The sequence below is a fragment of the Lacticaseibacillus yichunensis genome (assembly GCF_003946405.1).
Lineage (GTDB): Bacteria > Bacillota > Bacilli > Lactobacillales > Lactobacillaceae > Lacticaseibacillus > Lacticaseibacillus yichunensis.
The window spans coordinates 25,637-51,668 of record NZ_RHOG01000017.1 but is presented as its reverse complement, the minus strand read 5'-3'; the positions used below and the strand labels follow the sequence as shown (position 1 = coordinate 51,668).

Annotated in this window: 23 protein-coding genes and 1 tRNA gene; 22 read left to right on the top strand and 2 right to left on the bottom strand. The window is 54.9% G+C overall.

The annotated features are described in order from the left end of the window. Window positions 1-348 precede the first annotated feature (348 nt). The 17 genes from liaX (at window position 349) to EKM95_RS06565 (ending at window position 19,732) form a co-directional block, all read left to right on the top strand. Window positions 349-1,809: a daptomycin-sensing surface protein LiaX gene (gene liaX / locus EKM95_RS06640; RefSeq protein ID WP_125697059.1), complete on the top strand. Its 1,461-nt coding sequence runs from the start codon at window positions 349-351 to the stop codon at window positions 1,807-1,809. A gap of 15 nt (window positions 1,810-1,824) precedes the next feature. Beyond that, window positions 1,825-2,145: a hypothetical protein gene (locus EKM95_RS06635; protein WP_125697058.1), complete on the top strand. Its 321-nt coding sequence runs from the start codon at window positions 1,825-1,827 to the stop codon at window positions 2,143-2,145. Next, window positions 2,145-2,483 carry a phage holin family protein gene (locus EKM95_RS06630; protein ID WP_125697057.1) on the top strand — a complete coding sequence of 113 codons (339 nt, stop codon included), beginning with the start codon at window positions 2,145-2,147 and terminating at the stop codon, window positions 2,481-2,483. The genes EKM95_RS06635 and EKM95_RS06630 overlap by 1 nt, the downstream gene beginning before the upstream one ends. A gap of 673 nt (window positions 2,484-3,156) precedes the next feature. Then, window positions 3,157-4,095 carry an HPr(Ser) kinase/phosphatase gene (gene hprK, locus EKM95_RS06625; RefSeq protein ID WP_125697062.1) on the top strand — a complete coding sequence of 313 codons (939 nt, stop codon included), beginning with the start codon at window positions 3,157-3,159 and terminating at the stop codon, window positions 4,093-4,095. Between the two features lie 3 nt (window positions 4,096-4,098). Beyond that, the gene (gene lgt / locus EKM95_RS06620; protein WP_125697056.1) at window positions 4,099-4,929 is read left to right on the top strand and encodes a prolipoprotein diacylglyceryl transferase; all 831 of its coding nucleotides are present in this window, start codon (window positions 4,099-4,101) and stop codon (window positions 4,927-4,929) included. Between the two features lie 10 nt (window positions 4,930-4,939). After that, a complete protein-coding gene (locus EKM95_RS06615; protein WP_125697055.1) occupies window positions 4,940-5,965 on the top strand; it encodes an NAD(P)H-dependent glycerol-3-phosphate dehydrogenase in 1,026 nt (341 codons plus the stop codon). A gap of 163 nt (window positions 5,966-6,128) precedes the next feature. Continuing rightward, entirely contained in the window at window positions 6,129-7,076 is a 948-nt protein-coding gene (gene trxB, locus EKM95_RS06610; protein WP_125697054.1) for a thioredoxin-disulfide reductase, read from the top strand. After that, entirely contained in the window at window positions 7,069-7,224 is a 156-nt protein-coding gene (locus tag EKM95_RS11640; RefSeq protein WP_164510113.1) for a hypothetical protein, read from the top strand. Before trxB ends, EKM95_RS11640 begins: the two co-directional genes overlap by 8 nt. Window positions 7,225-7,265: 41 nt before the next feature. Beyond that, complete coding sequence (locus tag EKM95_RS06605) at window positions 7,266-8,993, top strand: phospho-sugar mutase (RefSeq protein WP_125697053.1); 1,728 nt, start codon at window positions 7,266-7,268, stop codon at window positions 8,991-8,993. Window positions 8,994-9,133: 140 nt separating this feature from the next. Continuing rightward, window positions 9,134-9,775, top strand: coding sequence for an HD domain-containing protein (locus EKM95_RS06600; RefSeq protein ID WP_125697052.1), 642 nt, complete (start codon window positions 9,134-9,136; stop codon window positions 9,773-9,775). Window positions 9,776-10,297: 522 nt separating this feature from the next. Further along, complete coding sequence (gene uvrB / locus EKM95_RS06595) at window positions 10,298-12,310, top strand: excinuclease ABC subunit UvrB (protein ID WP_125697051.1); 2,013 nt, start codon at window positions 10,298-10,300, stop codon at window positions 12,308-12,310. Window position 12,311: 1 nt separating this feature from the next. After that, the gene (uvrA, locus tag EKM95_RS06590) at window positions 12,312-15,176 is read left to right on the top strand and encodes an excinuclease ABC subunit UvrA (protein ID WP_125697050.1); all 2,865 of its coding nucleotides are present in this window, start codon (window positions 12,312-12,314) and stop codon (window positions 15,174-15,176) included. Window positions 15,177-15,396: 220 nt separating this feature from the next. After that, window positions 15,397-15,936 (top strand): HdeD family acid-resistance protein, encoded by a 540-nt coding sequence (locus EKM95_RS06585; RefSeq protein ID WP_125697049.1) that lies wholly within the window; start codon window positions 15,397-15,399, stop codon window positions 15,934-15,936. A 312-nt stretch (window positions 15,937-16,248) separates the two neighbouring features. Then, window positions 16,249-17,133 (top strand): RNase adapter RapZ, encoded by an 885-nt coding sequence (gene rapZ, locus EKM95_RS06580; RefSeq protein WP_125697048.1) that lies wholly within the window; start codon window positions 16,249-16,251, stop codon window positions 17,131-17,133. Continuing rightward, window positions 17,130-18,167 (top strand): gluconeogenesis factor YvcK family protein, encoded by a 1,038-nt coding sequence (locus tag EKM95_RS06575; RefSeq protein WP_125697047.1) that lies wholly within the window; start codon window positions 17,130-17,132, stop codon window positions 18,165-18,167. The genes rapZ and EKM95_RS06575 overlap by 4 nt, the downstream gene beginning before the upstream one ends. Before the next feature lie 4 nt (window positions 18,168-18,171). Next, window positions 18,172-19,113 carry a DNA-binding protein WhiA gene (whiA, locus tag EKM95_RS06570; RefSeq protein WP_125697046.1) on the top strand — a complete coding sequence of 314 codons (942 nt, stop codon included), beginning with the start codon at window positions 18,172-18,174 and terminating at the stop codon, window positions 19,111-19,113. A 169-nt stretch (window positions 19,114-19,282) separates the two neighbouring features. Further along, complete coding sequence (locus tag EKM95_RS06565; protein WP_125697045.1) at window positions 19,283-19,732, top strand: MarR family winged helix-turn-helix transcriptional regulator; 450 nt, start codon at window positions 19,283-19,285, stop codon at window positions 19,730-19,732. A 149-nt stretch (window positions 19,733-19,881) separates the two neighbouring features. On the opposite strand, the gene clpP is transcribed toward EKM95_RS06565, so the two are convergent. After that, entirely contained in the window at window positions 19,882-20,478 is a 597-nt protein-coding gene (clpP, locus tag EKM95_RS06560) for an ATP-dependent Clp endopeptidase proteolytic subunit ClpP (RefSeq protein WP_125697044.1), read from the bottom strand. 303 nt (window positions 20,479-20,781) lie between these two features. Between clpP and EKM95_RS06555 the strand changes: the two genes are divergently transcribed. Next, window positions 20,782-21,039, top strand: a complete 258-nt coding sequence (locus EKM95_RS06555) for a hypothetical protein (RefSeq protein WP_125697043.1) — start codon at window positions 20,782-20,784, stop codon at window positions 21,037-21,039. Between the two features lie 330 nt (window positions 21,040-21,369). Here the strand turns inward: EKM95_RS06555 and EKM95_RS06550 are convergent. Further along, a tRNA-Arg gene (locus EKM95_RS06550) sits at window positions 21,370-21,441 on the bottom strand. 374 nt (window positions 21,442-21,815) lie between these two features. Here EKM95_RS06550 and EKM95_RS06545 point away from each other — a divergent pair. The 4 genes from EKM95_RS06545 to tpiA all read left to right on the top strand — a co-directional run bounded on the left by EKM95_RS06545 (window position 21,816) and on the right by tpiA (window position 26,012). Beyond that, entirely contained in the window at window positions 21,816-22,853 is a 1,038-nt protein-coding gene (locus tag EKM95_RS06545; protein WP_125697042.1) for a sugar-binding transcriptional regulator, read from the top strand. Window positions 22,854-22,890: 37 nt separating this feature from the next. Continuing rightward, window positions 22,891-23,913 carry a type I glyceraldehyde-3-phosphate dehydrogenase gene (gene gap / locus EKM95_RS06540; protein ID WP_125697041.1) on the top strand — a complete coding sequence of 341 codons (1,023 nt, stop codon included), beginning with the start codon at window positions 22,891-22,893 and terminating at the stop codon, window positions 23,911-23,913. Window positions 23,914-24,039: 126 nt separating this feature from the next. Next, window positions 24,040-25,230: a phosphoglycerate kinase gene (locus EKM95_RS06535; RefSeq protein ID WP_125697040.1), complete on the top strand. Its 1,191-nt coding sequence runs from the start codon at window positions 24,040-24,042 to the stop codon at window positions 25,228-25,230. 26 nt (window positions 25,231-25,256) lie between these two features. Next, window positions 25,257-26,012, top strand: a complete 756-nt coding sequence (tpiA, locus tag EKM95_RS06530) for a triose-phosphate isomerase (RefSeq protein WP_125697039.1) — start codon at window positions 25,257-25,259, stop codon at window positions 26,010-26,012. Window positions 26,013-26,032 lie beyond the last annotated feature (20 nt).

Sequence of the window (26,032 nt, the reverse complement as noted above, 5' to 3'; positions counted from 1 at the left end):
GCTTAAAGCATAGCACCGGGGAAGACCAGGTGCCTTTTTTGTTATTCAAAAAAGGTCCAAAACTTCCGGCGTTGTCACAATCAACACCAAAAATTTTAGACCCGGCGCACGACGCTGTTTTCAATTGAGCGCATGATACAGGAACTGGGACCGCGTGTTGGCTCAGTTCTTTTTCTTTGCCTCGGCGCACTCGGCTTCTGCGGTCGCCCGGGTCGTTTCATCGCTGCCTAAGGGGACCCGCGGCTCTGGGCCCGGGGCAAAATCAACCTTTGGACCTATGCACAAACCGCTGGGACCAGTCATACTATAGTCACAGTGGTAATCGTAAGAAGACCTGGAGGTAATCCCATGAATGAACGTGAACGTATTTTAGACCTCGTCAAGCAAGGCGTTTTGACCAGTGAAGAAGCGCTGGTCTTGCTGGAAAATTTGGCGAAGGCGCAGGCAGCGCCGACCGCCGATCGAACTGAAGAAAAGAAGGCCGCACCAAAGCCGGATCAAGAACCAAAACATGATGCAGAAGAAGCGGCGCTGACGGCCCTCAACACCAAGATCGCCGAAAAGTCCGGCTCCCTTGATGCGGCCATCGCGCAGCACAAGCGCATCGCAGACAAGATCGCAGCCAATGAGGAACAGATCATTGTGCTGGACACGATGGAGGACCTCGACACCTTAACGGAAGATAAGTACAAGGAACGCGGCGCCCTCAAGAACGAAAATGCGACGCTGAAGGTGCAGCTCGACGAACTCGCCGATCAGCAGGACAAGCTCAAGGGCGAATTGGCCGATCTGAGCCGCCAGCGCCGTGAACTCAACCGGCAGCATTTCACTGACAAAGTGTTCCCGGACGATTGGCAGGATCAGGCAAAAGGCGCGATCAACGACATTTCGAAGACAGTCGGCGATGCGACGTCGCAGATCTCCTCGTTGGTCAAGCAGACCTTCAGCACCGTTTTGGATAACGTCGACTGGAAAGATGTCACCGTCAAAGTGCCGGGCATCGCGACTGAGAAATTTACCCATACGTTTGATTTTCCAACTAGCCAAGCGACCATCATCGATGTGAAGGCGGCTAATGGGGATGTGACGTTCCGGCCATGGGACCAAGCTGGGTTCCGCGTAGATGCGACGATCAAGTTGTTCGGTAAAATGGATGCGGAAAGCCCGCTTCAGGCGTTCCTCGATCGCAGCCGCATCGATGTCACCGATGATCACTTTATTTTCCAGGTGCCAAACAAACGCATCCAGGCCGATCTGGTCATCAGTGTGCCAAAACGCGAGTATGACCACTTCAATGCGCGCCTGCTCAATGGCAGTGTGACGGTCGATGGCCTCAGCGGCAAAGACTTTTACGCGAAGAGCACCAATGGCGACCTGATCTTCAATGGACTTGAAGCTGTGATGCTCGAGACCGATGGGGTGAACGGGTCGATCAAGATCGTGGGCGGCAAGCTGCGCGATGTGATCGCGACCACCGTCAATGGCGATCTGAAGCTGCAAGCCAGCCCGCGGACCGTGGAACTGCAAACGGTCAACGGCACGATTCGCGCGACACTTGCCAGTGATTTCACCTCGCTGCAGGGATCCAGTGTGAATGGCACGGTCAAGCTGGCGGTGCCGGCGACGGTTGCTGTGAACGGCGAGCTGCGGACGCATTTTGGCACGATCAAGAGCCGGATGGCCGGTGTTGATGCCAAGGCAAAGACCAAGGCACTGGATCTGGATCGGCCGGGGACTGGTGAGGGTCGCATCAAGTTCACGACCACCAGTGGTAATATTCAATTAAAAGATACCGATTTAGATGATTAAAGGAGTTTGATCGCGATGCCGTTTCTATTGATACCGCTTCTCTTATTTGTCGGCGGCCTGATCTTGATGATGGTGATCATGTTAGGTGTGACCCTTGTACGCGTGCTGTTTTGGCCCGTTGTGCTTGGCTTATTCATCTGGTGGCTGGTCCGCCGCTCAGATCATTCGCCGCGCCACCCCCACGAAGACTGGCAGGACCACCTGCGGCAAAATCAGCATGCGCGTCGTGAAGCCCATCATGTGACGGAAACGACAGTGCACAAGGAAAAACCGGCCGCCAAGCCGGAGCAGCCGACGTCCAGCCAGTCCCATGATGACGACTGGAGTGATTTCTAATGACTTTTCTGCGCAAAGTGGCCTTGACCACGGTTGTCTTTTTAGCCTGGGCCGCCATTTTTCCCCATCAGCTGGTGATTGCTAGCTGGCAGACCGCCGTCCTGGGCGCCTTGGTGCTCGGGGTCTTGAACGGGCTCGTTCGGCCGGTAATCAAGCTGTTGTCATTACCGATCACGATCTTGACGCTGGGCTTATTCCTGCTGGTGATCAACGGCGCGATGCTCGCTTTGATGGCGGGGCTCGTCGATGGCATCTGGTTCAGCAGTTTCGGCGTGCAGATCGTGATGGCCATTGTCATCAGTTTCGTGAACGCCACATTCGGTGAACCACGCGACTAACGTCCATTGAGGTCGAGGCAGCGATGCCGCGGCCTTTTTTGTTGGGGTTGGACGAAGCAAAAAGGCAGGAGAGATTTCCACCTGATTCTCCGAAGTGTAGTCGGGCTCCGGCGAGTAGGGGCGAGACAAAATAGGCTTCCATGTTAGCCGCTCCTTCTCAGCCATTCAGGGGCCGGCTGTGCCGCTTACACCGAAAGTGAGCTTTAAGACCGCGGTTTTTGCAGGCTTAAAGTCACTTGGGAGCGTTCCAGCCAATTCTGGCCGGCGTTCACCCGCAATCCTCCGCAAACTGAAATGAAATTGACAATCATTTGAGTTTCAATTAATAGAAAGAGAAATAGCTAACCGCGGGCCTCCGCACCGTAGTTGGGCTCCGCGGGGCAGGTCTGAGACATCTAGTCGGCCTGGTCGCCCGATGGCCAAGTGCGCCATCAACCGCCCAGGCCAAGCTAGCTGCTCAGACCTAAGCGCCCCGCTCCGCACCGTAGTTGGGCTTCGCGGGGCAGGCCTGAGACATCTAGTTGGCCTGGTCGCCCGATGGCCAAGTGCACCATCAACCGCCCAGGCCAAGCTAGCTGCTCAGACCTAAGCGCCCCGCTCCGCACCCTGCCCCTGTTAACTTCCGCTGAGTGATGATAAACTGGGAGTAACTATGTGAAAGTCGGGTGACATGATGGCAGATAGCATCACTGTACGACAGCTGGTCGAAAAGACCCACCTTGATGTCTTTAGCGGCGGCGACTACCTGGATGAACGGCAGATCGTTGTCAGCGATATTTCGCGGCCAGGCCTCGAGCTGACCGGTTATTTCAATTACTATCCGCATGAACGCATTCAATTATTTGGGCGAACTGAAAGTGCCTTTGCGCGCAACATGACGTCTGCGGAGCGCCTCTTGATCATGAAGCGCATGGCCACGGAAGACACGCCGGCGTTTTTGGTCTCACGCGGCATCGCGCCACTGGATGAAATGGTGGCGGCCGCCGATGCCGCCCATGTGCCAGTGCTGGGGTCAAAATTGCCAACGACTCGCCTGTCCAGTTTGATCACCGAGTATCTGGATGGGCAGTTGGCCGAGCGCCAAAGCATGCACGGCGTCCTGGTCGATCTGTATGGGCTGGGGGTCATGATCACCGGCGATAGCGGTGTCGGCAAGTCCGAAACAGCACTTGAATTGATTCAGCGGGGTCATCGCCTGATCGCCGATGACCGTGTCGACGTTTACCAGCAAGATGAACAGACGATCATCGGTGAGGCGCCGGCGATCTTGTCGCATTTGCTGGAGATTCGCGGGCTGGGCATCATCGATGTCATGAATCTATTTGGCGCCGGGGCGGTTCGTAGCAACGTTCGTGTCGACTTGATCGTGCATCTGGAAAATTGGACGCCGGACAAGCAATTTGATCGCCTGGGCTCCGGTGAACAGAGTCAGATGATCTTTGACGTTGCAGTGCCGAAGATCATTATCCCAGTCAAGGTCGGCCGCAACTTGGCCAGCATCATTGAAGTGGCCGCGATGAATTTCCGCGCCAAGTCGATGGGCTTTGATGCGACAAAGACGTTTGAAGACAACTTGAACAAGTTGATTCAATCCAATTCGAAAGAGGGCTGACAGATGATCGGCGCATTAAATCCTATTGCCCTTCACCTCGGGGGCCTCGAGATCCATTGGTACGGCGTGATCATCGCCATGGCAGTCCTGATCGCGGTGACCTTGGCGATGAAAGAGGCGACCGCGCGTGGCGTCAACGAAGACCATATTTTAAACTTGGTCCTGTGGGCCTTGCCCTTTGCCCTGATCGGGGCGCGCCTTTATTACGTGATGTTTGAATGGGGCTATTACGTCAAGCATCCGGCGGAGATCATTGCCATCTGGAAAGGCGGTATTGCGATCTACGGCGCCCTGATCGCCGCGGTGATCGTTTTTCTGGTGTACTGCCATTATAAGTGGCTCTCGCCGTGGCTGATCTTCGACATCGCCGCGCCGACTGTCATGCTGGCGCAGGCGATTGGCCGCTGGGGCAATTTCATGAACCAGGAAGCATTTGGCGCCAAGACGACCTTGACGTACTTGCGCGGGCTGCATCTGCCGGAATTCATCATCCAACAGATGAACATCAATGGTGCATTTCGCCAGCCAACCTTCTTATATGAATCCATGTGGAATCTCGTCGGGTTTGTTTTGATCATGAGCATCCGGCATCACAAGCACTGGTTCAAGCAAGGCGAGATCTTCTTGAGCTATGTGATGTGGTACAGTTTTGGCCGGTTCTTCGTTGAAGGGATGCGCACTGACAGTCTCTATTTGGCGGCTGGTCTGCGCGTGTCGCAGCTACTTTCCATCGTGTTGTTCGTCGTTGCGCTGGGCATCTTTATCTGGCGGCGCAAGAAACAAGACGACCCATGGTACTTGGAAGGCAATACATTGAAAGCATTGAATAATTAGGAGTGATCTTTTGGGAAAACGAATCGCGGTACTCGGCGCCGGCTCTTGGGGCACCGTCTTAGCCAACTTACTGGTGGAAAATGGGCATGATGTCCGCTTGTGGACGCATGATCCCGCACAGCTGCCAGAAATCAATGACCAGCACACGAATGAGCATTACCTGCCGGGCTTTCATCTGCATGAGGCCCTTCACGCAAGTACCGACCTTGAAGCGTCTCTGAAAGATGTCGACGCGATCTTGTTCGTCGTGCCAACAAATGCGATTCGTTCGGTTGCCACGCAGGTCCTGCCATTGTTGGCTGAGCGGTCCGTCAAGCCGATCATCATCCATGCGGCAAAGGGCCTGGAAAAAGGCTCGAAGAAACGCATCTCCGAGGTCCTCACTGAAGTCTTGCCTGATGACCTGATTCGTGGCATCGTCGTCATTTCCGGACCAAGTCACGCCGAGGATGTGGCGGCGGGAGACATCACGACCTTGACGGCTGCCTCTGTCAGTGTGGAATGCGCCAAAGCCGTGCAGGCAATCTTCATGAATCAATATTTCCGGCTGTACACCAACACCGATGTCATTGGCGTTGAGCTTGGCGCGGCGCTGAAAAATGTGATCGCGATCGGCGCCGGAGCGCTGCATGGTCTCGGCTACGGTGATAACACCAAGGCGGCGTTGATGACGCGCGGCCTCGCCGAGATCACGCGGTTGGGCGTCGTGTTCGGCGCGGAGCCGTTGACCTTCATCGGGCTGTCCGGTGTGGGCGATCTGATCGTGACCTGCACCAGCGTTCACAGCCGCAATTGGCGGGCTGGCGACCAGCTGGGCCAAGGCGCGAAGATCGATGATGTGCTGGCCAACATGGGGATGGTCGTGGAAGGATATTCCACTGCCAAAGTCGCCCATGAACTGGCCAGCGAAGTCGGCGTCGAGATGCCGATCTCTGAGGCGATCTACCAGGTGCTTTACCAGGATGCGCCAATCAAAGAAGTGATCGCGGATCTGATGGGCCGTGAAGGCAAGCCTGAGTTTGATTTTCAGGGCTAGCGCCGGGTGCGTTGAGAAAAAAATGGGGGGGAGCTCAGGTCGCGGCCTGCGTTCCCGTTTTTTTCCAGAAGCCGGCATCGGCAGTTGACATTTGGCCAAGAGCTGGTAGACTAGATTGTAGACAACTTACATTAAGTAAGCATGAGGCAAAGGAGATCCGTGTATGGCGAAAGAATATGATGTGATCGTGATCGGTGCCGGCCCTGGTGGGATGACGGCGGCGCTTTATGCGTCCCGCTCGAACCTCTCTGTTTTGATGCTGGACCGCGGCATTTATGGCGGCCAGATGAACAACACCGCCGCCATCGAAAATTACCCGGGGTTCAAGTCGATTCTTGGCCCAGAACTTGGCCAGAAAATGTATGATGGGGCCACCCAGTTCGGCGCCGAGTACGCGTACGGCAATGTGACCAGCATCACGCTCGACGGCACCACCAAGGTCGTCACCACGGATGAGGATACTTATCGGGCCAAGGCGGTGGTCATCGCGACTGGCGCTGAGCACCGGAAGCTTGGGATTCCCGGCGAGGAAGACTATGGCGGCCGCGGTGTATCCTACTGCGCGGTCTGCGATGGCGCGTTCTTCAAGAACCGGGAAGTGGCCGTGATCGGCGGCGGTGATTCGGCGATCGAAGAAGGCACCTACCTGGCGCAGCTGGCCTCGAAGGTGACGATCATTCACCGGCGCGACCAGCTGCGTGCCCAAAAGATCTTGCAGCAGCGCGCCTTTGCCAACGATAAGATCGACTTTGTGTGGAATGCGCAGGTCGAGGCAGTCGAAGGCGACGAGAACAAGGTCACCGGCGTGCGCTACAAGGATAAGGTCACCGGTGAGGAAAAGGTCGTTCCAGCCTCTGGGGCCTTCATCTATGTTGGCATCACACCACTCACCGAGGGCTTTGACGGCCTCGGCATCTTGGATGAAAATGGTTGGATTCCGACCGACGAAGGCATGCACACCAGCGTTCCTGGCATTTTTGCCATCGGGGATGTGCGCCAAAAGACGCTACGCCAGATCACCACGGCGGTCGGCGAAGGTGGCTTGGCCGGCCAGGGCGTTTTTGACTACATTCAGAGTTTGCAGGATGACAGTTTGTCTGTGAATGCGTAAGAACGTGGGAAGTCAGTTGCGGCTGGCTTCTTTTTTTGCCCTCAAAATCGGCATTTGGCGTATTTCCTTGAGCCGTGAAACTGCTATCATAGAAACGGCACTGTTTGAGTCGATTTTCTTTGCATCCGGCAAAACGCGTGTACAATGAAGACAGATGAATCGACGATCAAATTTGAGGAGCTGAGCTGAATGGGATATCAAGAAAATTATCAGCGGTGGGCGGATGAGCCAACGCTGATTCCTGAACTGAAACAGGAACTGGCCGCAATGGCGACTGATGAGGAGACGAAGGAAGAAGCTTTCGCCGCCCCGATGGCGTTTGGGACCGCCGGCATGCGCGGCATCATCGGCGCCGGTATCGGCCGCATGAACATCTATACGGTGCGCCAAGCGACGGAAGGCCTCGCACGGTTCATGGACACGCTGCCGGCCGAGCAAAAAGCGGCTGGGGTCGCGATCAGTTTTGATTCGCGCTATGAAAGTGAGAATTTTGCCCATCAGGCGGCTGGGGTGCTGGGCGCGCATGGCATTAAGAGTTTTGTTTTCGACAGTTTGCGCCCGACGCCGGAGCTGTCGTTTGCCGTGCGGTACCTGAAGACTTACGCCGGCATCATGATCACCGCCAGCCATAACCCGAAGCAATATAACGGCTACAAGATCTATGGGCCGGATGGGGGCCAGATGCCGCCGGATGAATCCGACCGCATCACTGACTATGTGCGCTCGGTGGATGATGTGTTTGCAATCAAGGTGGTCGCTGAGCACGCGCTGCGCGACCAGCAGCTGGAGACGCTGATCGGCGAGGATGTCGATCAGCCTTACTATCAGGCTGTCGCCACGGTCACCATCGACCCCGATCTGATTCACACGATCGGCAAGGACATGAGCCTGATCTATTCGCCGCTTCATGGCACCGGCCGCATTCCGGCGCAAATGGTGCTGCGCAACGCCGGCTTTGAAAAATATGAGCTGGTGTTGAAGCAGGCCATCGCCGATCCAGAATTTCCGACCACGCCTTTTCCCAATCCGGAATTTGCCCAGACCTTTGACCTTGCGATCGAGATGGGCAAGGCCAGTCACGCGGATGTCCTGATCGCCACCGATCCCGATGCCGACCGCCTTGGTACCGCTGTTTGGACCGGGGAAGGCTACCAGCTTTTGACGGGCAACCAGATCGCGTCGCTTATGCTGCAATATATTTTGCAGGCGCGTAAGATGGCCGGGACCTTGCCGAAAAATGGGGCAGTGGTCAAGTCGATCGTGTCCACGGAGCTCGCCACGGCGATCGCCAAGGATTATGGCGTGACGATGATCAATGTGGAGACTGGCTTCAAGTTCATCGGCGATCAGATCAAGCATTTCGAGGAGACCGGCGAGCACGAATTTCTGTTTGGCTTCGAGGAGAGCTATGGCTACCTCATCAAGCCTTTCGTGCGCGATAAGGATGCGATTCAATCGACCTTGTTGTTGGCGGAAGTCGCGGCTTCCTACAAGCGCGAAGGCCTGACCTTGTGGGATGGCATTCAGGCGCTGTACAACAAGTACGGCCATTTTGCCGAAAAGACGGTCGGTGTCGATTTTGAAGGCGTCGATGGGGCCAAAGAAATGGCGGCGCTCATGACCAAGTTCCGCGAGCACCGGCCAAGTGACTTCGCCGGGGTCAAGGTGGCGTCGGTTGAGGACTACAAGGCCCAACAGATCACCAAGGCGGATGGGTCAACCACGGCGATCGATATGCCGGTCAGCGATGTGCTGAAATACATCCTCGACGACGGCACCTGGATCGCGATTCGCCCCTCTGGCACCGAGCCAAAGGTGAAGTTCTATGTTGGCACCAGCGCCGGCAGTAAGGATGACGCTGCGAAGAAACTCGATGCGTTTGAAGCGGCGCTGACCGCGTTTCGAACGGAAGCATAATTTTGTGAGAACGGCTTGCCATCATTCGGTGGTCGGCCGTTTTTTTGCAGCTGGCAGGCGCTTGGCCTTGCCCCACGCCGGTCTGCGTGGTACGATTGGAAAAATTTTTACACTCACACAAAATAGGAGGGTCTTTGCTCATGGGCATGCACCAGTTCATCCAGGGTTTGAATAATTTGGAAACATTGCGGCGCGCACCGGGATTTTTCAAGTACGCGGAACACAGCGTTGCCGCGCATAGTTTCAAGGTGGCAGAGATCGCCCAGCTGCTCGGGGACATTGAGGAACACGCCGGCAACACGGTCAATTGGCAGCGGCTCTATGAAAAAGCGTTGAACCATGATTACACGGAGCGCTTCATCGGCGACATCAAAACGCCGGTCAAATACGCGACGCCGGCGCTGCGGGCGATGTTGGCAGATGTCGAGGAGTCAATGACGGAAAACTTTATCCAAAATGAGATTCCGGCCGACTATCAAGCTGTTTACCGGCGCCGTTTGGGGGAAGGCAAGGACGACACACTGGAGGGCCAGATTCTGAGCATCTCCGATAAAGTCGATCTGCTTTACGAATCATTTGGCGAGATCGAAAAGGGCAATCCGGAGCGCGTCTTCGTGAACATCTATACGGAAAGCCTGGCCGTGATCATGTCCTTTGACGCTCGGCCATCCGTCCGCTACTTCCTGGACGAGATCTTGCCGGACATGTTGAACGAAGAATTCGCGGACAGGGACATGTTGACAAAATTGACTCGCGCCATCATGGTCAAGGAGCAGGCATAAGCCGCCTCATGCGCCTAATGGACCTAGCTGCCCCGCCATCCCGCGAGCCTTCACACTGTAGTTGGGTTCCGGCTCGCATGGCGGGGGACATCTAACTGTCTCGTGCACTCGAGGCGAAGTGCGCCTCAAGCACCCGAGCCAAGTTAGCAGCCCCGCCATCCCGCGAGCCTTCACACTGTAGTTGGGTTCCGGCTCGCATGGCGGGGACATCTAACTGTCTCGTGCACTCAAGGCGAAGTGCGCCTCAAGCTCCCGAGCCAAGTTAGCTGCCCCGCCATCCCGCGAGCCTTCACACCCTAGTTGGGTTTCGCGCGGCAGGGCCGAGACATCTAGGCCATCAGTCGCACGAGGCAAAGAGCGCCTCATGCGCCTAATGGACCTAGCTGCACGGCCCAAAACGCCGCGCTTCACACCCTAGCGAAAGTATGTTCGCTATGCTATAATAAGTGCAGCAAAAGTTGGAATCTCGGTTCCAATTTTTTTATGTTCGGCTATCAATTGTCTCATCTTGGAGGAATGCCTATGATCGAGCGTCAATCGGATCGCAAATTTGAGTTGGTCTCGCCTTATGGGCCAGCGGGGGATCAGCCGGAAGCCATCGCTCAGCTGACAAAGGGCTTTGAGGACGGGGAAAAAGAACAGGTGCTCCTGGGCGCCACGGGGACCGGGAAGACCTTCACGATGAGCAATGTCATCGCCAATCTGAATCGCCCCACGTTGATCTTGTCCCACAACAAGACCTTGGCGGGCCAGCTGTATGGCGAATTCAAGGAATTTTTCCCGCATAACGCTGTGGAATATTTCGTTTCCTATTATGATTATTACCAGCCGGAAGCCTATGTTCCAAGCTCCGATACCTATATTGAAAAAGACAGTGCAATCAACGATGAGATCGATAAGCTTCGGCACAGTGCGACCAGCGCCTTGCTGGAGCGCAATGATGTGATCGTGGTGGCGTCGGTCTCGTCGATTTTTGGGTTGGGGTCACCGACTGAATATGCGGACCATGTGCTGTCGCTGCGCACTGGCGAAGAGATCGACCGGAACACGCTTTTGCGGCAGCTGGTCGATAACCAATTTGACCGCAATGACATCGATTTTCAGCGCGGGCGTTTTCGTGTGCGCGGGGATGTCGTCGAGATCTTTCCGGCGAGCCGGGATGATCATGCGATCCGGGTCGAATTCTTTGGCGATGAGATCGATCGAATCAGCGAAGTCGATGCGTTGACGGGCGAAGTGGTCGGTGTGCGCGATCATGTCGCGATTTTCCCGGCCACGCATTTCATGACGTCCGATGACGCGCTGGCCAAGGGGATCGACGGCATCTCGGCGGAATTGACGGAGCGTCTGGGCGAGTTGCGGGCGCAAAATAAGTTGCTGGAGGCCCAGCGGCTTGAGCAGCGCACGACGTATGACATCGAGATGCTACGGGAAATGGGCTACACGAACGGCATCGAGAACTATTCCCGCCACATGGAAGGGCGCAAGCCAGGCGAGCCGCCGTTCACGCTCCTCGACTTTTTCCCGAAAGACTTCATGATCATGGTCGATGAAAGTCACGTGACCATGCCTCAGGTGCGGGCGATGTACAACGGGGACCGCGCGCGAAAGCAGACGCTCATCGATTACGGGTTCCGGTTGCCCAGCGCGTTGGACAACCGGCCGCTGATGCTGAATGAATTCGAGCAGCATGTTAATCAGATTCTATATGTGTCCGCGACGCCGGGGCCGTATGAGCTTGACCGGGTGCCGAAGAAGGATGTGGCCGAGCAGATCATTCGGCCGACCGGGCTGCTGGATCCGGAGATCGAGGTGCGGCCGATCATGGGCCAGATCGATGACTTGGTGTCCGAGATCAATGAGCGTGTTGAAAAACATGAGCGTGTCTTCATCACCACCTTGACGAAAAAAATGGCGGAGGATCTCACTGACTATCTCAAGGACATGGGCATCAAGGTGCAATACCTGCATTCCGATGTCAAAACACTTGAGCGGACCGAGATCATCCGTGACCTGCGCCTTGGCAAATACGATGTGCTGATCGGCATCAATTTACTGCGGGAAGGCATCGATGTTCCGGAAGTGTCGCTGATCGCGATTCTGGATGCGGACAAGGAAGGTTTTTTACGCGCCGAGCGCTCATTGATTCAGACGATCGGCCGGGCCAGCCGAAACGAACACGGCAAGGTCATCATGTATGCGGATAAGATCACCGATTCAATGGATGCGGCGATCAAGGAGACCCAGCGCCGCCGGACCATTCAGATGGCGTTCAACGAAAAACACCACATCACGCCCAAGACCATCGTCAAGCCGATTCGCGCGGCAATCACCGCGTTTGATAAGGAAGGCAATGAGAACCCGGATGACAAGCGCAGTTTTGCCGAGGTCGACTTGCATGACTTGAGCAAGGCCGAGCGCAAGCAATTGATCACTAATTTGCAGGGCCAGATGGAAGCGGCCGCTAAGAAGCTCGACTTTGAGCAGGCGGCGACCTTGCGCGATACGATACTCGAACTGGAAGCGGAGAAATAATATGGCAAGTGACAAGATCGTGATTCACGGGGCGCGGGCGCATAATTTAAAAGACGTCGACCTCACCATTCCAAAAAATAAACTCGTCGTGATGACCGGCCTTTCAGGATCAGGGAAATCCAGTCTGGCGTTTGATACCCTCTATGCCGAGGGCCAGCGGCGGTATGTCGAAAGCCTGTCCGCTTACGCCCGCCAATTTTTGGGGCAAATGGACAAGCCGGATGTCGATTCGATCGATGGCCTGTCGCCGGCGATCTCCATCGACCAAAAAACGACGTCGAAGAATCCACGCTCAACGGTTGGCACCGTCACTGAGATCAACGACTACCTGCGCCTGTTGTGGGCGCGTATCGGCCACCCAATCTGTCCCAACGATGGCACGCCGATCACGTCGCAGTCGGTGGAGCAGATGGTCGATCGGGTGCAGAAGTTGCCTGACAAGACGCGCATCCAGATTCTGTCGCCGATCGTGCGCCGCAAGAAGGGTTCGCACAAGAAAGTTTTTGAGAAGATCATTCGCGAAGGGTATGTGCGTATGCGCGTCGATGGCGACATCTACGACGCCACAGAGGCCCCTGAACTGGATAAAAACAAAAATCATGATATCGAGATCGTGATCGACCGCATCGTTGTGAAGGGGGATGCGCGCAGTCGTCTGTTTGATTCGTTTGAGGCGGCGCTGCGCCTGTCCGACGGGTATGCCACGGTAGATGTGATCGGCGGCGAGCCGCTGATCTTCTCCGAGCATTTTGCCTGCCCGATCTGTGGGTTCACGATCGGGGCCATGGAGCCGCGGCTGTTTTCCTTCAACGCCCCATTTGGCGCATGCCCGGAATGTGATGGGCTCGGCCAAAAACTGACGGTCGATCTGGACCTGGTCGTGCCTGACCCGACGAAAACGCTGGCGGGTGGCGCGATCATGCCGTGGAGCTCCGCGACGTCAGTGTATTATCCCAACATGCTCGCGCAGGCGGCCAAGGCCTTCAAGGTGCCGATGGACAAGCCGTTCCAGGACCTGACCAAGCCGCAACAGGATGTCATTCTCTACGGCAGTGGGACGCGCACGTTCCATTTTCACAGCGACAGCGACTTCGGCAATGTGCGGGATGTCACCGCCCCCTTCGAAGGCGTGATGAACAACGTCGAACGCCGGTATCATTCCAATAATTACGCATTCGGCTCGGATCAGATGCGCCAGTACATGACTGCGCTGGAATGCCCGGTGTGCCATGGCAAGCGCCTTAACCGGCAGGCGCTGGCGGTCAAGGTGGATGGTCACGACATCGCCGAGGCCTCTGATCTGTCAATCAAGCAGGCCCTGCCATTTTTCAAGCAGATTCCGCTGACTGAAAACGAAACGGTTATCGCCAAGCCAATCGTCAAGGAAGTCGTCGACCGCCTGACTTTTTTGGAAAATGTCGGGCTGGATTACCTGACCTTGTCGCGTTCGGCAGGCACCCTGTCCGGCGGCGAGGCTCAGCGGATCCGGTTGGCCACGCAGATCGGCTCCAACTTGTCTGGGGTGCTGTACATCTTGGATGAGCCGTCGATCGGGTTGCACCAACGCGACAATGACCGCCTGATTCGTTCGCTGAAAAAAATGCGTGACCTCGGCAATACACTGGTCGTCGTTGAGCATGACGAGGACACGATGATGGCCGCGGATTATTTGGTCGACGTCGGCCCTGGCGCCGGCGAAAACGGGGGCCGCATCATGGCGGCTGGCACGCCGAAACAGGTGATGCGCAGCGCCAAGTCCCTGACCGGCCAGTATCTGGCTGGCAAGAAGTTCATTCCGGTGCCGGCCACGCGGCGCAAGGGCAACGGCAAGGTGATTCGCGTGGAAGGCGCGGCCGACCACAATCTTAAGCATATCGATGTCGATTTTCCGCTGGGCGAGCTGATCTTGGTCACTGGCGTTTCGGGGTCCGGCAAGTCGACGCTGGTCAATTCCGTTCTGAAGCGGGCATTGGCGCAAAAACTCTACCGCAACTCGAACAAGCCAGGCGCGTATGACCAGCTCCTGGGCTGGAAAAATATCGAGAAATTGATCGACATCGACCAAAGCCCGATCGGCCGCACACCGCGGTCGAATCCGGCGACCTATACCGGGGTGTTCAACGACATTCGCCAGTTGTTTGCGCAGACGAATGAAGCCAAGCTGCGCGGTTACCTGGCCGGCCGGTTTTCCTTCAATGCCAAGGGTGGCCGCTGTGAAAACTGCAAGGGCGATGGCATCATCAAGATCGAGATGAATTTTCTGCCGGATGTCTATGTGCCTTGCGAGGTCTGCCATGGCTCCCGCTACAACTCGGAGACCCTGGAAGTGACCTATAAGGGGAAAAATATCGCCGATGTGCTGGCCATGACGGTCAACGAGGCTGTGCAGTTCTTCAGCGCGATTCCAAAGATTGCCCGCAAGCTCCAGACGATCGTCGATGTGGGCCTGGGTTATGTGACGATGGGTCAAAGCGCGACGACCTTGTCCGGTGGGGAAGCCCAGCGGATGAAGCTCGCGTCTGAGCTGCAGAAGATCTCGACCGGGAAGAATTTTTACATTCTGGATGAGCCGACGACGGGGCTGCACACGGACGATATCCGCAAGCTCCTGCAGGTTCTTCAGCGCCTGGTCGACGAAGGCAACACCGTGCTCGTCATTGAACATAACCTTGATGTGATCAAGTGTGCGGACTGGTTGATCGATCTTGGCCCAGAAGGCGGAGACGCTGGTGGTCAGGTGATCGCAACGGGGACCCCAGAACAGGTCGCAGCTGTGCCAGAAAGTTATACGGGGCAGTATCTGGCGCCAATCTTGGCCCGGGACAAGGCACGGATGGCCGCGCTTGAAGAGACGGCAAAAAAATAATTCAGTTTGTATTCTGGCGGGGTCGGGTGCTCACCAACTGCCGGATCAGGAAGAACTGGGCGGGCTTGCTCAGCTCTTTTTTGTTTTCCAAAACGCGCGCCGTAAGCGTGTTGGCGGGGCCTGTGCGTTTTTCGCTGGCACTGTTTTAGTTGTGCTACCGCTTGCAAGCCGGTATCATGGAGATGGATGCGGCACCTGCCGCCATAAAGGAGTGACATCAATGTTCAGACAGACACATTTTGGTTTTGACTGGGGCGAGTTTATCACGGGCATCGCGCTGTTGATTGGCGCGGTCGTGATGTTGCGCAATCCTGGGGCGACGTTGTTGACGTTGACCTTCATCTTCGCAATCATCGCGATCACGCGTGGCATTGCGACCCTGGCGGCATGGTCAAAATTGCGCCAATTCACCGGCAAGCTTTCCTGGCTGTCGCTGCTGGCGGGAATCGCCGACCTTGCGCTGGGCGTGTTGTTCCTGTTCCAGCCAGGCCTGGGCACCGTGACGCTGACGTATTTGTTTGCCGGCTGGTTCCTGATCGACAGCATCGCGAGCTTGGTCAACGCTGGTCACTTGCGGCAAGCCGGCACAGGCTGGGTCGTCATTGAAGTGATCTTGGACTTGCTGGCGGTCTTCGTCGGCGTGATGCTTTTGATGAATCCGGTCACAAGCATGGTCAGCATCGTCACCTTGCTGGCAATGTTCTTTGGAATCTTCGGCGTCAACGCGATCGTTGTGGCGTTTGCTCGGCGGAATATCTAGCGAAAAATTTTGTGAGGCGGCCTGCAGCGGTGCGGTTCGTCTTTTTTTGATTCAGACTACTTTTTCGGCAAGCTAGCTACTCGATCCTCCCGCGAGCCTCCGCACCATGTAAACGGGCTTCGGCTCGCATGGTGGAAACATATAGGCGTCTCATGCACTCGATGGCAAGGAGCGCCATCAAGCACCTGAGCCGACCTATCTGTTCCACCATCCCGCGAGCCTCCGCACCATGCTATTCATGACACGCCCGGCATGTTATACTTGGTGCTAGTGAACTGAACGCAGCGGGATGCTGCAGAAAGTGGGGCCCTCATGACGGATACGTTGGATCTTGTGATCATCACGGGTATGTCCGGCGCGGGTAAGACCGTGGCCATGCAGTCTTTTGAAGATCTCGGGTATTTTTGCGTGGATAATATGCCACCTGCTTTGTTGCCAAAGTTCTGGGAGCTGGTCAAGGAGTCGGGCAAGATCACGAAAGTTGCACTGGTGATCGACCTTCGCAGTTATGCCTTTTATGATCAAATTCATGACATGCTGGCGAAATTGGATGAGACGTCCTTTGTCTCCACCCGGATTCTATTTTTGGACGCGACGGATGCGGAACTTGTCTCGCGCTATAAGGAAACGCGGCGCAGTCATCCGCTGGCGATGGAAGGCCGGCTGATGGATGGCATCAAGCGCGAACGGGCGATGCTGACTGAGCTGCGGAACCGGGCGCAGGTCGTGATCGACACGACGAACTTGAGCCCGCGGCAATTGCGCGAAAAACTCTTTGTTGGGTTCAAGTCCGCGTCGCATCCGACGTTTCATCTTGAGGTCATGTCCTTTGGCTTTAAGTACGGCATTCCGATCGATGCGGATATCGTGATGGATGTGCGCTTTTTGCCTAATCCGTATTACGTGCCGGAATTTCGCAACCGGACGGGGCTGGACAAGCCGGTCTTTGACTATGTGATGAATAATCAGGCCGCCGAGGATTTTTATCAACAATTCTATGGCTTGTTGCGGTCGATCATGCCGCAGTACCAAAAAGAGGGCAAAAGTGCGGTGACCATCGCGATCGGTTGCACCGGCGGCCAGCATCGCAGCGTGGCGTTTGCCAAGCGCATCGGTGAGGCATTTGCGCAGGATTATCCTGTCGACATCACGCATCGCGATATCGATAAGCGGAAAGAGACGGTGAATCGGTCATGAGTGCGGGGGAAAATAAATTCATTCGGGTCATCAAGGGGCGCCGGCCGAAAGTCATCGTGATCGGCGGCGGGACAGGCCTGCCCGTGATCGTCAAAAGTCTCCATGAACAAGGCGCGGATGTGACGGCCATCGTGACCGTGGCGGATGACGGCGGCTCTAGCGGCATCATTCGCAACTATATCAACGTGGTGCCGCCTGGCGATATCCGCAACGTGCTGGTCGCGCTGTCCGATATGCCGGATCTGGAAAAACAGATCTTCCAGTATCGCTTCAATACGCAGGATGCCTTTTTCGCGGGGCACGCGATCGGCAACTTGATCATCGCGGCGCTGTCTGAGATGCACGGCGGAATCTTCGATGCGGTCCAGCAGCTCAGCAAAATGATGTCGGTCGACGGGCATATTTATCCGGCCAGCAACACGCCATTGACGCTGAACGCGACCTTCACGGATGGCACCAGTCTGTCCGGCGAGGCGGAGATCAGCGCCGCCGGTAAACATATTCAGCGCGTCACCGTCAGTCAAAGTGATCCGGAAGACACGCAGCCGCCGCGCGCGGTGGCAGAGGTCATCGACGCGATCATGGCCGCGGATGTGGTGGTGCTTGGCCCTGGGAGTCTTTTCACCAGCATCTTGCCGAACTTGATGATCAAAAATCTCGGCGAGGCAGTGCTCAAAACGTCCGCCGAGGTCATTTACATCGTCAATATCATGACGCAAAAAGGCGAGACCGAGCATTTCTCGGATGCCCAGCATGTGCAGGTGCTGCATGATCATCTGGGGAAGCCATTCGTCGATACGGTGCTGGTCAACATCGCACCGGTGCCGCAACATTATCTGGACCATGCCAAATATAATGAGATCTTAAGCCCGGTCGAGCACGACTACCAGGCGCTGCGGGGCATGAATTGCCGTGTGATCTCCAGTGATTTTTTGAAATTGCGTGACGATGGCGTTTTCCACGATGGCGATAAGGTCGCCTGTGAGATTCTCAATCTCGCGTTCCAGGTCAATACCAAAAAGCAAAAGAGGTGAGCGCATGGCAAGTTTTGCCAGCCAAGTGAAAAAGGAACTGACCCAGCTGGAGGTGCATCCCGAACACGCGCGCGCGGAGCTGTCGGCGCTGATTCGCATGAATGGGACGCTGGCCATTCAAAACCACCAGTTCATCCTTAATGTGCAGACGGAAAACCCGGCGATCGCCCGGCGCATTTACGCGCTGATTCGCCAGGTCTACCATCACGAGGCCAACCTGATCGTTCGCCGCAAGATGAAGCTGAAAAAAAATAATCAGTACATTGTCCGCTTGGCGACCGGCGTCAACGAGGTGCTCGCCGATCTTGAGATTCTTGATCCGGAGAAAATGACCCTGACGACGGCGGTGAGTCGGCGCATCTTGCGGTCTGAACAGCGGATGCGGTCCTATTTGCGCGGCGCATTTTTGGCCGGCGGGTCGGTCAATAATCCCGAGACGTCTCGCTACCACCTGGAGATCTATTCGCTGTATAGTGACCACAACGCCGGCATTTTGAAAATGATGAATCATTTTGGCCTGAACGCACGCACCGTTGAGCGCCGCAGTGGGTACATCGTTTATCTCAAAGAAGCGGAAAAGATCGCCGATTTTCTCCAGGTCATCGGGGCGACCAGCGCGATGCTGAAGTTCGAGGATGTCCGCATTGTTCGGGACATGCGCAACTCGGTGAACCGCCTGGTCAACTGCGAAACGGCCAACATGAATAAAACCGTGGACGCGGCGCAAAAGCAGATCGAAAACATCAATTACATCAAGGATCACGCGGGGCTGGACTCGCTGCCAACGAAATTGCAGGAAGTCGCCGAGGCGCGCCTGGCGCATCCGGACATCTCGCTGACGGAGCTCGGGACCATTTTGCCAAGTGGGCCGATCTCCAAATCTGGCATCAATCACCGGCTGCGCAAACTGAACCAGATCGCAGAAGGCGCGCAGGCGGGAAACTGAACGGGTTGAGTGGACGGTTTTTGACCCGTTGCGTCGGGCTCGCGGCCACAACTGGACCACCGAATCAATTTTCCAAGCAAAATGCTTTTTTTGTGCGAAACAATCGTGTACAATAAGCTCGATAGTTCGATCCGTAGCGAAAATGCAGGACAGAAACTGGAGGCATATCATGGTAGACCCGATTCGGTTAGATGAACAGCTTTGTTTCTCGATCTACAAGGCGCAGAAACAATTCAATCATTTTTACGCACAGGCGCTCTCACAATACAAACTGACGTACCCGCAGTACATCACGTTGCTGTCGCTTTATGAGCATGGCACGATGTCGGTCAAAGAAGTTGGGCAGACGCTCGACCTCGACTCTGGCACCTTGACCCCGCTGATGAAGCGGCTTGAAAAGGAAGGCTGGATCCACCGCAAGCGCGCCAAGGATGACGAGCGCCGCGTCCAGGTCAGCTTGAGCAAAAAAGCCGAGCAGATGCGCGACGAGATTTACACCCATGTTGGCTCGTGCATGCGGCTACTTGACTTGGACAAGGTCAACTACAACGCGATCAAGGATCAAGTGGATACCGTTGATGAAAAACTCAGCGCGATTCCAGATGACGCATTGATGTAAAAAAGGGGAGGCCCTCTCATGTAACTGCTGGTTGGCAGCTACATGAGAGGGCCTCCTTTTTTGGTGGCAGGAAATCGTGCAGTTCGGTTTCTGTTTTGGCCGGGCAACAAAAAAGGCACCCGCCTGCGTGGATGCCCTTGCTGTGAAGCTTACTTCTTATCTTTATCAGCCTTGCTGGTCAAGATGCCATCGATCAAACCGTAATCCTTGGCTTCCTCGGCGGTCAGATAGTGATCGCGGTCGGTGTCTTTTTGAATCTGGGCAACGGTCTTGCCGGTCGCGTCTGCCAAGATCTTGTTCATGCGCTTGCGCGTCTTCATGATCTCTTCAGCGGCGATCTCGATCTCGGTCTGCTGGCCCTGAGCACCGCCCAGTGGCTGATGAATCAGGACTTCGGCGTTTGGCAGGGCAAAACGCTTGCCTTTTTCACCGCCAGCCAACAGAATCGAGGCCATGGATGCGGCCATACCGATGACGATGGTCTGCACGTCGGCGTGGATCAGGTTCATCGTGTCCAAGATCGCAAGGCCAGAGGTGATGACACCACCAGGACTGTTGATATAAAGGTAGATATCTTTATCGGGATCCTGCGCGTCCAGGAAAAGCAGCTGGGCGACGATCGTGTTTGCCATCTGATCATTGATCTCACCGGACAGCATGATGATCCGGTCTTTTAAAAGGCGTGAGTAAATGTCGTAGGCGCGTTCGCCACGGCTGGTCTGTTCAATAACTGTAGGCACTAACATTGCGTTACCTCCTCAATTGAGCTTAGCACTCATTGTAATTCAGTGCTAACTATACGACTAAAGTCAAAGAAGGTCAAACATTTCGCCGAAAAATTGTTGCGGGAGATGCTGACCGCTGACTTCGTAACTTATCATACCGCAATGGCCGGCGGGGCAAAAGAAACAAGTGCGAGTGGGCGGTGCGCGATCGAAGAGACGTGAGCTTTCAGAGACGGCTCCGCTGGCCGCGATACGATGTCGGGTGGGGCCCCACTATTTTGGCGGAAAGCGGTACAATTATTGTGAGAGCGGAGGCGGGAGCGGATGACGAAGAAGCGTTGGGAAGACGAACAGCTTGGCGGGCCGATGCCTCGGCCGTGGTGGTTGGATGATGATGTGGTGTTGAATCATGATTGGAAAAAAGGGGACCCACCTTCAGAACTCATTCTAAAGATCTCCAGCCTCACACGTGAGCAGTTTATTGAAATGCGAAATAAGGGATGGATTCCTAATTACTATATGATTGATGACTGGATCAAATCTGACGACACCCGATCCAACGGGCAAGGTTTCTATTTGTGAGGTGACTCGATACAAATCGTAGAGGTGCGGGTAAGTGATGATGGCGATATCCGGATATGGAAGGGGAAAATCGGAAATGGCCAAGCCTAAAAATGGAATGACTAGGAAAGGCCATAGTTGAAGTTACTTGAATCCGCTATCTATTGCAGCACAATACACGCAGCGTTTCACTTGGCTTTGTTATGGCACTCAAACGACAAAAGTTGAGCCAAAAATGGGAAAATGCAAGTCGACTGCCAATGGAATCTGTTTTCGCTCGTTTTCGGGCAAACAAAAACGCCCATTTCTAGGCGTTTTGCTTTCGCACAGTTGCGTGCTTTCTATTGATTATGCGCAGCCAGGGAGTCGAACCCTGATTTCGAGAACCGGAATCTCACGTGCGATCCATTACACTAACCGCGCAAGTACCTAATAATGATACGGGAAGGTCTCAGAAAAAGCAAGGGCGAACATCCAGAAAATGCCAAGCGGAAACATGAAATTGTCCTGAGAAAAGAGCCGAATGGTTGAACCGGTCAAGCAGGGGAAAAGGCTTACAGTGCGAATGCCTGATGCGACGCGGTTGGCAATATTCTACTATTGAAAAGATGTTCCCGGAACCCGTGCTTGAGGAGGCAAAAACCTTGCAGGCATTTTCATCCATTGCTATAATGAATGCGTTGGTAAGGAAAGCAGTAGACGATGAGTGTGACTGGATTTCCTAATTTTTTTGGCACTGCTGGGTCGTTGAACGACACAGTTGGACGCTAAGCGACCCACTGAGAGGGATTTGGCTGATGCATTCTGACTTCGCCTGGATCGAAGCGATGGCGCCGGATGTGGTCGACGTCATCACCAAACGTTATCAGGTCCTGCAGTTTGTCAACTGGCTTGCCCCTGTTGGCCGCCGCACCCTGGCTGAACAAATGAAGACATCAGAACGCGCGTTGCGGACTGAGACCGATTTTCTTCGCAAGCAAGGGATGCTTGGCTCGTCCAAATCCGGCATGGTGTTGACCAGCAAAGGCCGCGAGTGCTTCCAAGGGCTTCAGCAATTGATGAACCAGTTGCTGGGCTTCAAGGAAGATGAAAAAAAGCTCGCAGCTCAACTCGGCATTGCGCACTGCATGATCGTCAATGGCGATTGTGATCAGAGCAGCCGGGTGCTGGACGAAATGGGCAAGACGCTTGCCCAGACGCTTTCGACGGTGTTGCCGGAGGGGCAGCTGACCATCGCGGTGATGGGTGGCACGACAATGGCACGCATGGCCGATCAGATGTCCTACAAGGTGTCTGCCGGCCGCGAGCTCACCTTCGTGCCAGCACGTGGCGGGGTCGGCGAGGCGGTCGCGATTCAGGCGAACTCTGTGGCTGCGGCCATGGCGGAAGCAACGGATAGCCGCTACCGTGTCCTCTATGTTCCAGAAAACGTCAGCGCCGAATCTTACCAACCATTGTTGAAGGAACCAGCCGTTCAGCAAGTGTTGCAAATGATTGACAATGCCCAGGTTGTGATTCATAGTATAGGGGATGCGTTGGTCATGGCAAAGCGCCGTTCAATGGCGCCGGAAGCGATCAGCCGCCTCACTGCACAACAGGCTGTTTCAGAAACGTTTGGCACGTTCTTTGATGCAGAAGGGCGCGTCATTTACAAGATCCCAAGAATTGGCCTTCAGATTCCGGATCTTGATCACATACCGTATGTTTTCGCCGTCGCCGGTGGCCGTTCAAAGGCAAAAGCGATCGAAGCATACATGCACAACGCGCCGAAGCACACGTGGTTGATCACGGACATCGGCGCTGCAAACTCGATTTTAACTGGGGAGACCCGTTAGAATAAAACTCTTATTTCCTAAAGGAGGAAATTTTAGCATGACTGTTAAAATTGGTATCAATGGTTTCGGCCGTATCGGTCGTTTGGCCTTCCGCCGCATCTTCGAACTTGGCGCAAAGAGCTCTGACATCGAAGTTGTTGCGATCAACGATCTGACGAGCCCGGCTATGCTGGCACACCTGCTCAAGTATGATTCCACTCACGGCACCTTCCCTGGTGAAGTTAGTGCAACCGACAACGGCATCGTTGTGAACGGCAAGGAATACCGTGTTTATGCTGAACCTCAGGCACAAAACATTCCTTGGGTCAAGAACGACGGCGTTCAGTATGTTCTCGAATGCACAGGCTTCTATACCTCTGCTGAAAAGGCTCAGGCTCACTTGGATGCCGGTGCAGAGCGTGTTCTGATCTCTGCTCCTGCTGGCAAGATCAAGACCATCGTTTACAATGTTAACGATGATACCTTGACTGCTGACGACAAGATCGTTTCTGCTGGTTCTTGCACGACCAACTGCTTGGCACCGATGGCTTACTTCCTGAACAAGGACTTCGGCATCGAAGTTGGTACCATGACGACGGTTCATGCTTACACCTCCACTCAGATGCTGCTTGACGGCCCTGTTCGTGGTGGCAACCTGCGTGCTGCACGTTCTGCTGCTGTTAACACGATTCCTCACAGCACTGGTGCTGCTAAGGCTATCGGTCTGGTTATCCCAGAACTTGTTGGCAAGCTGCAGGGCCACGCACAGCGTGTTTCCGTTGTTGACGGCTCCCTGACCGAATTGGTTTCCATCCTGAAGACCAAGAACGTCACTGCTGATCAGATCAACGAAGCCATCAAGAAGCACACCGACGGCAACGAAAGCTTCGGCTGGAACGAAGACCAAGTTGTATCTTCCGATATCATCGGCACAACTTACGGCTCTGTCTTCGACCCGACCCAGACTGAAGTTACCACCGCGGGTGACTATCAGCTGGTTAAGACGGTTGCTTGGTACGATAACGAATATGGCTTCACTTGCCAGATGGTTCGTACCTTGCTGAAGTTTGCTACTCTCTAATCTGGAGTAACACTCTTTATTACCGCATCAAGAAGGCGGAGGGAGAGACTCCCTCCGCCTTTTTTTCAGGAGATGTCAGGCATCTCCTGTGAACATAGCTTTTCTATTTTAGGAGGGTTTTATTCAATGGCAAAACTGATTGTGTCTGACCTTGACGTCAAAGACAAAAAAGTGTTGATCCGCGTTGACTTCAACGTGCCGATCAAAGATGGTGTCATCGGTGATGACAACCGTATCGTTGCAGCCCTGCCGACCATCCAATACGTGATCGACAACGGTGGCAAGGCGATCTTGCTTTCTCACCTTGGCCGTATCAAGACCGAAGAAGATAAGGCAAAATTGTCCCTGCGTCCTGTTGCAGAGCGTCTTTCTGAATTGCTGAAGAAGCCGGTCACCTTTGTTCCGGCGACTCGCGGCAAAGAGCTTGAAGATGCGATCGCCAAGATGAACGACGGCGATGTTCTCGTTATGGAGAACACCCGGTTCGAAGACCTTGACGGCAAAAAGGAATCCGGCAATGATCCTGAACTTGGCAAGTACTGGGCGTCTTTGGGCGACCTGTACGTCAACGATGCATTTGGCACGGCGCACCGTGCCCATGCTTCGAACGTTGGCATTGCCTCCAACATGCCACAGGCAGCTGCTGGCTTCCTGATGGAAAAAGAGATCAAGTTCTTGGGTGAAGCGGTTGAAAACCCGAAGCGCCCATTCATCGCCATTCTTGGTGGTGCAAAAGTTTCCGACAAGATCGGCGTGATCCGCAACCTTGTTCCTAAGGCTGACAAGATCATCGTTGGCGGCGGCATGACCTATACCTTCTGGGCAGCGAAGGGTCTTTCTATCGGCAACTCCCTTGTTGAAGCTGACAAGATCGAATTGGCCAAGCAGATCATGGAAGAAGCTGGCGACAAGCTGCTTTTGCCAGTCGACAACGTGGTCGCAACTGAATTCAACAACGATGCGCCTCACAAAGTTGTTGAAGGCGACATTCCTGATGGCTACATGGCCTTGGATATCGGCCCGAAGTCTGTTGAAGACATCAAGGCTGCGTTGAAGGGTGCCAAGACGGTCGTTTGGAACGGCCCAATGGGTGTCTTTGAAATGCCTAACTATGCCAAGGGGACGCTTGAAGTTGGTCAGGCACTCGGCGATCTGACCGACGCAACGACCATCATCGGCGGCGGCGACTCCACTGCGGCTGCAAAGCAGCTCGGCATCGCACCGAAGATCACGCATATCTCCACTGGCGGTGGCGCAAGCCTCGAATACCTCGAAGGCAAGACCTTGCCAGGTATCGCTGCGATCTCTGACAAGTAATTACCAGAAGCGAAAGGGAGTTTACAATGCGTACACCAATTATTGCCGGCAACTGGAAAATGAACAAGAACCCGGAAGAGACCCAAGCCTTTTTGGATGGGGTCAAGGGCAAACTGCCTGATTCTTCCAAGGTTCAGACCGTTATCGCTGCACCTGCGATCGATCTGTTCACCCTGGTTGAAGGCGCAAAAGATCAGCCGCTTCAGACGGCCGCTGAGAACTGCTACTTCGAAGACGAAGGCGCGTTCACTGGCGAGACCAGCCCGAAAGCCCTCAAGGAAATGGGTCTTGACTACGTTGTGATCGGCCACAGCGAACGTCGCGGCTATTTCCACGAAACTGATCAGGATATCAACAAGAAGGCGAAAGCTATTTTCAAAAATGGCTTGCTTCCAATCATCTGCTGTGGCGAAAGCCTCGAGCAGCGTGAAGCTGGTCAGACCAACGACTGGGTGGCTTCCCAAGTCGATGCTGCCCTGGCCGGTTTGACGGCGGAGCAGGTCAAGGTCAGTGTCATCGCCTACGAACCGATCTGGGCGATTGGCACCGGCAAGACGGCGACTGCGGATCAGGCACAAGAAGTTGTGGCCCATATCCGTAAGACCGTTGCCAAGCTTTACGACGAAGCAACCGCGGATGCCGTTCGCATTCTTTACGGCGGTTCCGTTAAGCCTTCTAATGTGAAGGAACTGATGGGCAAGGAAGACATCGATGGCGGTCTCGTCGGCGGTGCTTCCATGGACCCAGAAAGCTTCATCGCATTGGCAAACTATCAAGACTAACTATTAGCCCATAAGGCAAA

Coding starts and splice junctions, on each gene's coding strand:
- lgt (WP_125697056.1), top strand. CDS start 4,099: ATGATCGGCGCATTAAATCCTATTGCCCTTCACCTCGGGGGCCTCGAG.
- EKM95_RS06605 (WP_125697053.1), top strand. CDS start 7,266: ATGGGATATCAAGAAAATTATCAGCGGTGGGCGGATGAGCCAACGCTG.
- hprK (WP_125697062.1), top strand. CDS start 3,157: ATGGCAGATAGCATCACTGTACGACAGCTGGTCGAAAAGACCCACCTT.
- EKM95_RS06635 (WP_125697058.1), top strand. CDS start 1,825: ATGCCGTTTCTATTGATACCGCTTCTCTTATTTGTCGGCGGCCTGATC.
- EKM95_RS06630 (WP_125697057.1), top strand. CDS start 2,145: ATGACTTTTCTGCGCAAAGTGGCCTTGACCACGGTTGTCTTTTTAGCC.
- gap (WP_125697041.1), top strand. CDS start 22,891: ATGACTGTTAAAATTGGTATCAATGGTTTCGGCCGTATCGGTCGTTTG.
- trxB (WP_125697054.1), top strand. CDS start 6,129: ATGGCGAAAGAATATGATGTGATCGTGATCGGTGCCGGCCCTGGTGGG.
- EKM95_RS06600 (WP_125697052.1), top strand. CDS start 9,134: ATGGGCATGCACCAGTTCATCCAGGGTTTGAATAATTTGGAAACATTG.
- EKM95_RS06535 (WP_125697040.1), top strand. CDS start 24,040: ATGGCAAAACTGATTGTGTCTGACCTTGACGTCAAAGACAAAAAAGTG.
- uvrA (WP_125697050.1), top strand. CDS start 12,312: ATGGCAAGTGACAAGATCGTGATTCACGGGGCGCGGGCGCATAATTTA.
- liaX (WP_125697059.1), top strand. CDS start 349: ATGAATGAACGTGAACGTATTTTAGACCTCGTCAAGCAAGGCGTTTTG.
- EKM95_RS06585 (WP_125697049.1), top strand. CDS start 15,397: ATGTTCAGACAGACACATTTTGGTTTTGACTGGGGCGAGTTTATCACG.
- whiA (WP_125697046.1), top strand. CDS start 18,172: ATGGCAAGTTTTGCCAGCCAAGTGAAAAAGGAACTGACCCAGCTGGAG.
- EKM95_RS06555 (WP_125697043.1), top strand. CDS start 20,782: ATGACGAAGAAGCGTTGGGAAGACGAACAGCTTGGCGGGCCGATGCCT.
- EKM95_RS06565 (WP_125697045.1), top strand. CDS start 19,283: ATGGTAGACCCGATTCGGTTAGATGAACAGCTTTGTTTCTCGATCTAC.
- uvrB (WP_125697051.1), top strand. CDS start 10,298: ATGATCGAGCGTCAATCGGATCGCAAATTTGAGTTGGTCTCGCCTTAT.
- EKM95_RS06545 (WP_125697042.1), top strand. CDS start 21,816: ATGCATTCTGACTTCGCCTGGATCGAAGCGATGGCGCCGGATGTGGTC.
- rapZ (WP_125697048.1), top strand. CDS start 16,249: ATGACGGATACGTTGGATCTTGTGATCATCACGGGTATGTCCGGCGCG.
- tpiA (WP_125697039.1), top strand. CDS start 25,257: ATGCGTACACCAATTATTGCCGGCAACTGGAAAATGAACAAGAACCCG.
- EKM95_RS11640 (WP_164510113.1), top strand. CDS start 7,069: ATGCGTAAGAACGTGGGAAGTCAGTTGCGGCTGGCTTCTTTTTTTGCC.
- EKM95_RS06575 (WP_125697047.1), top strand. CDS start 17,130: ATGAGTGCGGGGGAAAATAAATTCATTCGGGTCATCAAGGGGCGCCGG.
- clpP (WP_125697044.1), bottom strand. CDS start 20,478: ATGTTAGTGCCTACAGTTATTGAACAGACCAGCCGTGGCGAACGCGCC.